Annotated in this window: 8 protein-coding genes; 2 read left to right on the top strand and 6 right to left on the bottom strand. The window is 57.9% G+C overall.

All coding sequences use genetic code 11. The annotated features are described in order from the left end of the window. Positions 1 to 486 precede the first annotated feature (486 nt). The 4 genes from ABNS06_RS16195 to ABNS06_RS16210 all read right to left on the bottom strand — a co-directional run bounded on the left by ABNS06_RS16195 (position 487) and on the right by ABNS06_RS16210 (position 4196). Positions 487 to 816, bottom strand: coding sequence for a hypothetical protein (locus ABNS06_RS16195; RefSeq protein ID WP_348675643.1), 330 nt, complete (start codon positions 814 to 816; stop codon positions 487 to 489). Positions 817 to 907: 91 nt separating this feature from the next. Next, the gene (locus tag ABNS06_RS16200) at positions 908 to 1312 is read right to left on the bottom strand and encodes a hypothetical protein (protein ID WP_348675644.1); all 405 of its coding nucleotides are present in this window, start codon (positions 1310 to 1312) and stop codon (positions 908 to 910) included. 49 nt (positions 1313 to 1361) lie between these two features. Further along, positions 1362 to 1832 (bottom strand): tetratricopeptide repeat protein, encoded by a 471-nt coding sequence (locus ABNS06_RS16205; protein WP_348675645.1) that lies wholly within the window; start codon positions 1830 to 1832, stop codon positions 1362 to 1364. Positions 1833 to 3770: 1938 nt separating this feature from the next. Then, the gene (locus ABNS06_RS16210) at positions 3771 to 4196 is read right to left on the bottom strand and encodes a hypothetical protein (protein ID WP_348675646.1); all 426 of its coding nucleotides are present in this window, start codon (positions 4194 to 4196) and stop codon (positions 3771 to 3773) included. Positions 4197 to 4492: 296 nt separating this feature from the next. On the opposite strand from ABNS06_RS16210, the gene ABNS06_RS16215 reads away from it, so the two are divergent. Both ABNS06_RS16215 and ABNS06_RS16220 read left to right on the top strand, forming a co-directional pair. Beyond that, complete coding sequence (locus ABNS06_RS16215; protein ID WP_348675647.1) at positions 4493 to 5161, top strand: phage integrase N-terminal SAM-like domain-containing protein; 669 nt, start codon at positions 4493 to 4495, stop codon at positions 5159 to 5161. A 109-nt stretch (positions 5162 to 5270) separates the two neighbouring features. Then, a complete protein-coding gene (locus ABNS06_RS16220) occupies positions 5271 to 6611 on the top strand; it encodes a DEAD/DEAH box helicase (protein WP_348675648.1) in 1341 nt (446 codons plus the stop codon). Between the two features lie 48 nt (positions 6612 to 6659). Here ABNS06_RS16220 and ABNS06_RS16225 read toward each other — a convergent pair whose 3' ends face one another. Together ABNS06_RS16225 and ABNS06_RS16230 are read right to left on the bottom strand one after the other, a co-directional pair. After that, positions 6660 to 7616, bottom strand: coding sequence for a DUF3369 domain-containing protein (locus tag ABNS06_RS16225; RefSeq protein ID WP_348675649.1), 957 nt, complete (start codon positions 7614 to 7616; stop codon positions 6660 to 6662). Beyond that, positions 7613 to 8951: HAMP domain-containing sensor histidine kinase (locus ABNS06_RS16230; protein WP_348675650.1), on the bottom strand; the 1339-nt coding region annotated here is incomplete at its 5' end. The genes ABNS06_RS16225 and ABNS06_RS16230, both read right to left, overlap by 4 nt.

An 8951-nucleotide genomic window follows, 5' to 3' on the forward strand; every position in this document is an offset into this window, starting at 1 on the left:
GAATGCGGCGCAGAGTCGCAAGGCAAGACCGTAAGTTTTCGGACCTTTTCAAACCGTCCGTGGAAACGGGGTAGAACCCTGTGCGCGAAATATGAAAAGCGCCTTATGTGAACTATCTCTTGAGCAATTGAATGCTAATGAAAAGACATAGTTCCTGTAATAAGAATCTTGGTGATAGTTATTTTTTCGAACAGTAAACACGCTATGTTGTCCACAGCCAGGACAATGAAAATCGAGTGTCCCTTCGAATTGCTCTAGCGAGAAGAATCCGTTGTTTTTTTCGTCGTCGTAAGAAAACTGTTCATAAAGTGGGACTCTGAGACAAAACTCTTCGGCAGAAGGATATTTCGGTGGGTTTTCTTCTTGGCTCATTGTCTACAGGTTCTCCTTAGTGCCTAACGCCTGCGTTCAGGGGCGTTTGATGCGATGCGTGGCCTTGCGTTAGCAAGGGTGCGCAGCGGGTCAAACGTCCCTTGAAACGCATTGTTAGGTTGCACGGCTAAGTGACTCATAGACTGACTTTGCTACTGAGATAACTACGCGCCATTCATCTGTTTTGAGCAGTTCAGTGACCGTTGGAGCTTGGTGCTTTGATGCCTGGACCACCACACCATACAGGTGTGCCAACTCTCTCAATTCTTCCTCGTTAAAGCTATCAAGGAACACGCTACTTTTGGGATGGTACAAGTCATCGCAATACAAACAAATCAGTTCACTCGGCGCATGAACTGTTGGCACTTCTCGTTCGTAGGCTAACTGCTTTGACGGCAGCGAGAGCAGTTCTACTGCGCCTAATACTTCGTCACGAAGGCTCACGATGGATGCAACCTAACGCTCGCTATGAGGGGCATATTTGGAGTGGAGCGCGAAGCGCGTAGCGGAAAATATGTCCCTCTCCATGGCGTTGTTAGTTGGCATTTTTAGCACCACGACGAACAACTGAAAACCACAAAACAAAAGCCCCAACCGCCCCGATGGAACTGCACACTGCCGCTTGCTGCACTAGCGATGGAATTGCGTCACGACCAAACGGTTTAAAGAGAAAGACGAACACTGCGCTAAGTACAACCGATCCAGCGAGGTATGGCCAGAGCTTGCGGTAACGCAGCCGTTCGAGAATCAGTAGCAGCGGCAAGCCTCCAACAGCCAATGACGTTGCAACTACGATGCCGCCGATTAGCAAGTAAGGCACCAGCATGGGTAGCAATAGTTCGTTCCGTGGCCCCGCGGCAATGACCGCAAGAAGCAAAGCAGACAACGACGCGAAAAACGCAAGGCAGAAGCCGATAATTGTGCGGCGTGGGGAATCCATTGCCATCTAACGCTGAAGCTGAGCCGCGCGCACGCAGTGCGCGTCGGACTCAAGCGCCTTGTTGGGCGGCTGCTTCAGCCATCTGCTTGAATTCATTGATTTCATCTGACGACATCTCTTTCAACAACTGCTTCAGGGCCTTTTCCGAATCAGCTGCAGTGGTGACGAACTCGTTCTCATCGTGAGTTGAGGCGGCAAGCGCCAACCAATATGCACCAAGCGGGCGATTCCTCTTGCAACCTTCGCCAGCCGCCAGCATAGAGCCGATGGCGTTTTGCGATTCCGCAATGCCCTGTTCTGCGGCTTTCTCCCACCAATGAAATGCTTGCTCCGGATTGCTTTCCACTGCAATGCCTTGTTCGTAGCACCACCCGACGAAATGCTGAGCATCTGCAAGACCTTCATGTGCTAGGCGCTTCATCTCGTTGAAGGATGAATCGTGATTACCAGCCATAAACGCTTGGTGAGCCGCCATGTATGAATCAATTTGTTGCTGTGTCGGCTGCATCGCTATTTCCATGACGCCCAACGCTTGAGGTAAGGGGCGCCGGAGTGCGCAGCGCGGAGGGAACCAAACACGCGCAGCGGGTTTGGCGTCCACTTGACCGATTGGTTAGCTGGCATCTAGCTCCTTTCCGTAACGCAATTCGAGGACGAATGCGGCCAAAAAAGTGAATGCTGATGCATATAGAACCCACTTTAATCCCGACGTGCCGATGTACGCCTGGTATCGCCGAAATCCAGACATCCAGAGAAACAGGCCAGGAATTACAACGCTCATGGAAAGTGCAAAGCCGACCACCTGCGCCCACTGATACCAGAGGCTGTCAGGGTTCGGTTGCAACGCCGCTAGAAACAACACAAATATGAAAAAAAAGATGAGACTGGCGGTTCCGACGCTTAACGCGAGTCTGTATCTAGACATGACAGCTAACGCTTGAGGTAAGGGGCGCCGGAGCGCGCAGCGCGGAGGGAACCAAACACGCGGAGCGGGTTTGGCGTCCACTTGACCAATTGGTTAGGCGTGCTCGATAAAGTTATTGAAAAACCCAATCGGGAGCTAACACGTCTGCAACTCATCATCGACCCTTGATTATCCATGAGCGCAAAATATTTATCAGCTCCGGAACCACAGATAAAAACCCCACTATCGAACCGACAAGCAGAGCTATGGTAAACGCTCCAAACCCACCCTCTAACCAATAAGCGAGAACGGTCACAAAAAATATCACTAAGAGCGAAACTTTATATATGCGATGCATGGGGTTCAGAAGCGGCGGTTGCAAGTACGCCTAACGCCGTGCTTCAGCCGCGAAATTTTCGCGCAGCGGAAATTTTGTCGGTTGCAAGCACTTGTTAGCTGCCAATTTCACCTGCCCTCTACTCTCGCCAGCCAAGCTGAGCATGCTGTGCGTCAGCGTGAAGTTTTGAACCCAAGACGACTCCGACAAAGATGAGACCAAAATCCTTGAAAGTTGCGACTACCCAAAGAATAGGGTTCCCGATTGGAACGTTAATAGCGAAAAGCGCGGCAGAAAGTACCCCGGATGCCGCCAAGTAACCTATGAGGGAGTTGAGATAGTTGGCGCTTTTAGAGAAAACCCTGAGCGCTACTGCGGATACCACAATAGCGGCGCAATACGCGACGACTCCTAGGGCGGTGAAGCTGAAGTCAGAAGGAGTAATCCCGGACGTCAGCGACCAGTACGTTGCCGCTGCACTTGCTGCAGTCGGGATAACCCCGTAGACAATTGAGCAAACTAGAATAGTAAGAGCGGAGACACGCTTCATCTGGCAGCTAACGCTTGAAGTAAGCCGAGCCGGAGCGCAGCGAAGGGAACCAAAGCGCGTAGCGGTTTGGCTTCGGCTTTACTGGCTTGTTATGTGGCATTTGAACGGAGGTGTCGATCATGCCTTCTCTTTAGCACTTTAAGCGTGTGGTCATTCAATAACCAAATAATTTCCAGAACGTAGACTGGAAGAGAGAGGCCTAGTAACGCATAACGGGTTCCACCGCTGCTGGCAAGAAATAGTGGCCCTGTTAGGAACGCAAATGCAAATACAACAGCGGAAACCATAAAGATACATTTCGCCACCTGTGTTTTAACTATTTGCTCAAATACATCAACTTGAGATCTACCCGCACGCCTGAGCCATAAGAGACGCTTCAGGCGGCGTTGCCTTGAGAAAGGCCTGAAAAAACGCTGATGTAACCAAAGTCCCAGGTCCGCTAACCAGGACCTTCCGCGTTGCAGTACCCATATTAACGCGGCTACAACTAACCCCTGGACCGGCCAGGGCGGTTCCGCAAAGTAGGCGACGAAGTCAGACCACATAACGCCGAGCATCAGCCGCGGATTTGCCAGAGCGAAGCGGCGGCAAATACGTCGGCTGGACGCGATTGTTGGGCCTAAGCATCGCACCAAGCGCGACGCATTGGGGGTGCCAGGGACAAAAGCTACCTCCATCTGTCTCCGCGCTTCTTCACGTAGTTAGAAAGAACATATGGCCAAGGAATAACGATCAGATCAATGGGTAGTCCGACAAGCATGGATTTGGTAAGGCCTATTGAGCTGAAATCCGTCCATTCGCGAAGCGCAATTGTAACGAGCCATATGACTTTGTAGGTCATTTGCGCAAGCAGCAAAGGCAGCATTTGCAAGGGATACCGGAAGCCGAGCGCGCTCAGCAGCGACAAGGTCGCCCACCAGCTGAAAGCAACCCCTTTTACGGGATCCCAGGCGCCCGTGTGATTGATAAGTGCTGGCCATACGTCGAGGCCGAGAACGACGAAGTTGAGTAGGTAGAGCCCTCTCATGCAGTACAACCGGACAATTGTTACTTCGTTGGACATAGTGACTCCCGCGTTCTTGTCTATAGCCATGCGAAACGCTCCTAGCCCCAACGCTTATTGGGTGGACATAGGCGGCCTAATGTCTCCGCTTTAGGCCGTGTAACGTGCTGCGATATCACGTAAGTCGTTGATTTGACGAGGTGCGGCTGGAGAAATGCGGCCGCTGTGCCGGTCAATTGCCGCCATCGGCCGCCTAACACGCCGCTGAGGGTCGGTGAAATCGATGAAATTTGGCAGTGGGTGTCCTGCATTCCGTCGTTTTTCCGTAGGTTCACGACAGGCTCGTTGGTGGTATTGCTGCCATGTCGTCGTCTCAACCCAAGTTGTTGGATCAGTTACGTCATGCAATTCGTGCCAAGCATTACTCGTATCGCACGGAGCAAACATACACGCTGTGGGTTCGGCGGTTCATCCTGTTTCACGATAAGCGGCATCCGCGCGAGTTGGGAAAGCCGGAAATAGAAGCGTTTCTGACGCATTTGGCGGTGTCCAGGAGGGTGTCGGCGTCGACGCAGAATCAGGCGATGTCCGCCATTTTGTTTCTTTATCACCATGTGCTGAAGATGGAGCCGGAGTGGCTGACCGACGTTGTACGGGCCAAGGCGTCGCGGCAGGTGCCGGTGGTGTTGTCGACCCGCGAAGTCGGTGCGGTGTTGGGGCAGTTGTCCGGGGCGCAGTTTCTCGCAGCAGGCTTGATGTACGGGGCAGGGTTGCGATTGATGGAGGCCTTGCGGCTTCGGGTGCAGGATGTGGATTTCGCGTATTCGCAGATCACGGTTCGCGGTGGCAAGGGCAACAAGGACCGGGTGGTGCCATTGCCGGATCGTTTGGTCGTCTCTCTGGAGGCTCAGATTGTGGCTGCGCTGGCGGTGAAGGATCACGACCGCTCAGAACAGTCACTTGGCGAAGATCATTCGATTCCGCGCCCAGTTCATTCCCAAACGTTGCGCCATCACGTGTACACTGCGCGTCCTCAGCCCGCCCTCCTCCGGTGAAGGCGGCTTCCGGTCCACCAGCGACCGGGTCTATCGCAGCATCTAGCTGCTCTTTTTTCATCAGCCTGAACCGGACCGCGCGCATGCGCGACAGGCTTCAGGAGTTTTCATGTCATTTTCCGAACTCGGGCTCAATGAAGCCCTGCTAAGCGCTGTTGCGCGCGAAGGTTATTCCACCCCCACGCCGATTCAGCAGAAGGCCATTCCGGCGGTGCTCTCCGGCCAGGATCTGATGGCGGCGGCGCAGACCGGCACAGGCAAGACGGCGGCGTTCACGCTGCCGATTCTCCACAAGCTGGTTGCCTCCGAGGCTCGGCGGGGCAAGGCGCCGCGCGTGCTGATCCTGACGCCCACGCGTGAGCTGGCCGCCCAGGTCGCCGAAAGCGTCGAGACTTATGGCCGCGATGTACGGCCGCGCTCGGCCGTGATCTTTGGCGGTGTGAGCCCGCGCCCGCAGATCGCCGCCATCCAGAAAGGGCTGGATCTGCTGGTCGCCACGCCGGGCCGGCTGCTCGACCATGTGCGCGAAGGTCATCTGGACCTGTCGGCCATCGAGGTGTTCGTGCTCGACGAGGCCGACCGCATGCTGGACATGGGCTTCGTCCATGACATCAAGCGCGTGATCAAGGAACTGCCGGCGCAGCGTCAGAACCTGCTGTTCTCGGCCACGTTCTCCGACGACATTCGCAAGCTGGCGAAGCGCCTGCTCAATGATCCGACCGAGATCAACGTAACGCCGAAGAACTCGACGGCGGAAACGATCGCCCAGTCGGTGATCCATGTGGAGAAGCGCCGCAAGCGCGCGCTGCTGTCCTGGCTGGTCGGCTCGAACAACTGGCAGCAGGTGCTGGTGTTCACGCGGACCAAGCACGGCGCCAACCGCCTGTGCAAGCAGCTGGAGTCCGACGGCCTGACCGCCGCCGCCCTGCATGGCAACAAGAGCCAGAACGCACGCACCAACGCGTTGAACGGCTTCAAGGCCGGCACCGTGCGCGTGCTGGTGGCGACGGACATCGCCGCCCGCGGTATCGACATCGATCAGCTGCCGCATGTCATCAACTTCGAACTGCCGAACGTGCCGGAGGACTACGTCCATCGCATCGGCCGCACCGGTCGCGCCGGTGTCGAGGGCGAGGCGCTATCGCTGGTCGACGGAGAGGAGGCCAAGCTGCTCAAGGGCATCGAGCGGCTCATCGGTCGGCGCATCCCGGTGCGCGAGGTCGAGGGCTTCGACATGAACGCTCCGTTGCCGGCCCAGGAACGCGACGAACGCGGCCCTCGGCCTTCACGCCCGCCGCGCAACAACGGATCGCGTGGTGGTCAGCAACAGAAATCGCGCAACCCGTCTCGTGGCGGACAAGCGCACGGCGGCGAACAGAAATCCGCGCCGTCCGGAGCGAAACGCCGGCGGCGGCCGCGTCGCCGCGCCGGTGGCGGGCAGTCCAACTGATCCGCGATCCGATGTCACAAACGCCCGGCGACAGCCGGGCGTCTTGTTTCAATCGACGGCGTGCTTGAATTTCTGCAGGTTGTCCCAGGCAATCGCGACGTTGCGGCAGAACATTTCCACCAGCTTGCGACCGCCGCTGTCCAGAACCGCGTCGGATTCCAGATAGACCACGAAACTGCTGGCCTTGGAACCGACTCCGGGCACCGCGGCGATATCGTGCTCGTGGTAGATGAGCTGCCCCTCGTCACGCGCCTTGGCGATCTTCGCCAGCGTCTCGGCGTCCAGCACGGTGGAAGCGTCGGATCCGACCAGCGGCTCGAAACGCCCCGAGCCGGCGAGAACCTTCAGATGCGGTAGCGAGGCCTCGGCCGCCATGCCGGAGGCGTGCAGCATCACCGCGTCCTGCTCCAGGAACAGCAACGCGCAAAGCTGCTCGATCACGCCTTGAGCGAACCTCTCCAGCGACTGCAATTCGAAGATGCGCGCGGAGGCCTCGATCACCTTCTCCAGGCCACGCCGGTTGGCATCCAGCGCGATCAGATCCCGGTAGGCGGACAACCCGGTGTAGATGGTGGTGAACAGCCGCTGGCGGGTCAGTTCGGTCTTGTGCTTGTAATCGTTGATGTCGTAGCGGGTGATGACATCGATCTCCGGCGCCTGACCGGGCTGACCGGTGCGCAGGATGATGCGGATGAAGCGGTTACCGAGTTCGTTGCGCACGTACTCGACCACATCCAGTCCGGCGTGATCCGATTCCATCACCACATCCAGCAGCATCAACGCGATGTCGGGCTGCTCGCGCGCCATGGCGCAGGCTTCCTTGCCGGAATAGGCATGAAGGAACTGAATGCCGCGGCCGCTGAAGCTCAGCCCGGCGAGCGCCAGCGTGGTGACGTCGTGAATGTCCTGGTCGTCATCCACGATCAGCACCTTCCAGTCGCGGGTTCCCCCGGAGGTTGGCACCTCGTCGTCATCGTCGACAAAATCGAGCAAATCGTCGTTCATTGGATGCTCTCTCCTGCGGCCGGCACCTGCGTCGGAAACGTCAGCGTGAAGCGCGTGCCCTGCCCCACGGTGCTGTCGACACGGATGCGCCCATGCAGCATCTGGCTCATCAGGTTATACACAATGTGCATTCCCAGCCCGCTGCCGCCGGAGCCGCGTTTGGTGGTGAAAAACGGATCGAAAATTCTGCGCGCGTGGTCCGGCGGCATGCCGACGCCATCGTCACTGAACACGAGCTCGACATCGCCGCCCACCGCCTTCCCGGTGATGGTGCAGGTGCCCTGACGCCCGTCATCGAACGCGTGCAGCAGCGCGTTGCCCACGAGGTTCGTGAGGATCTGCGCCAGCGCGCCCGGATACGAATCGACCATCAGTCCGGGCGGAATGTCGACCACCATCTGGTGCGGCGTCTTCTTCAGACGCGGCGTGAGGCTGAGCAGGACCTCGTCCACGTAGTCATGCAGATCGAACACCCGACGCTCGGAGCTGGACTGGTCCACCGCCACCTGCTTGAAGCTCTGCACCAGATCGGAGGCACGTTGAAGATTGCTCAGGATGATGCGCGTGGACTCTTCCGTCAGGTCGATGAAGCTACTCAGATCCGAGCGCTTGAGATTGTTGGTCTCGTAGCTTGAACGCAGCGTTTCGGCGCTGCTGCGCAGCGTGGACGCCGCGGTCACGCCGACTCCGACCGGCGTGTTGATCTCGTGCGCCACGCCGGCCACCAGCCCGCCCAGCGATGCGAGCTTTTCGGTCTGCACCAGTTGCGCCTGCGTCTCACGCAGCTGCTCCATGGTGCGTTCCAGATCGTGGTTCGCGGCCTGGGTCTCCTCGACCTGCGAGGCGAGATCCTGTTGCGCGTCCAGCAACTCGGCATTGCTGCGCTCGATCTGTTCCAGCATGGCGTTGAAGTCCCGCGTGAGCTGGCCGATCTCGTCACGGCCGGCGTCGGGCACACGCATCGAGTAATCGCTGGTCTCGGAGACACGCCGCGCCAGTGCGCCCAGGCGCAGCACCGGATCGGTGATCACCCGCTGCAGGCGCGACATCAGGGGCACGGTGATCAGCAGGCTGCCGACCAGGATCGCCAGGGTAATGCCGACCTGGCGCAGCAACTGCTCTCGCAGGGGGGCCAGGGTGGCGCTAAGCGTGAGTTCCCCGACCGCCTCATCCAGCAGCCGAACCGGCACGCGCTGGTGAAGGCGGCTGTTGCCATCAACCAGCTCCACGCCCCGCGACGGGCACGGCGGTTGGTCCGCGACCCCATAGGTGGCGAACGGGGTCTCGTCATCCGTCAGATACAGGCAGGCGCGAACAATGGACGGCGTCGCCCGC

The sequence above is a fragment of the uncultured Abyssibacter sp. genome (genome assembly GCF_964000955.1).
Taxonomy (GTDB): Bacteria; Pseudomonadota; Gammaproteobacteria; order Nevskiales; family OUC007; genus Abyssibacter.

Bases quoted from the DNA above. Each gene is read 5' to 3' on its own strand.
- ABNS06_RS16200 (WP_348675644.1), bottom strand. From the start codon at position 1,312: ATGGATTCCCCACGCCGCACAATTATCGGCTTCTGCCTTGCGTTTTTC.
- ABNS06_RS16205 (WP_348675645.1), bottom strand. From the start codon at position 1,832: ATGGAAATAGCGATGCAGCCGACACAGCAACAAATTGATTCATACATG.
- ABNS06_RS16210 (WP_348675646.1), bottom strand. From the start codon at position 4,196: ATGGCTATAGACAAGAACGCGGGAGTCACTATGTCCAACGAAGTAACA.
- ABNS06_RS16220 (WP_348675648.1), top strand. From the start codon at position 5,271: ATGTCATTTTCCGAACTCGGGCTCAATGAAGCCCTGCTAAGCGCTGTT.
- ABNS06_RS16225 (WP_348675649.1), bottom strand. From the start codon at position 7,616: ATGAACGACGATTTGCTCGATTTTGTCGACGATGACGACGAGGTGCCA.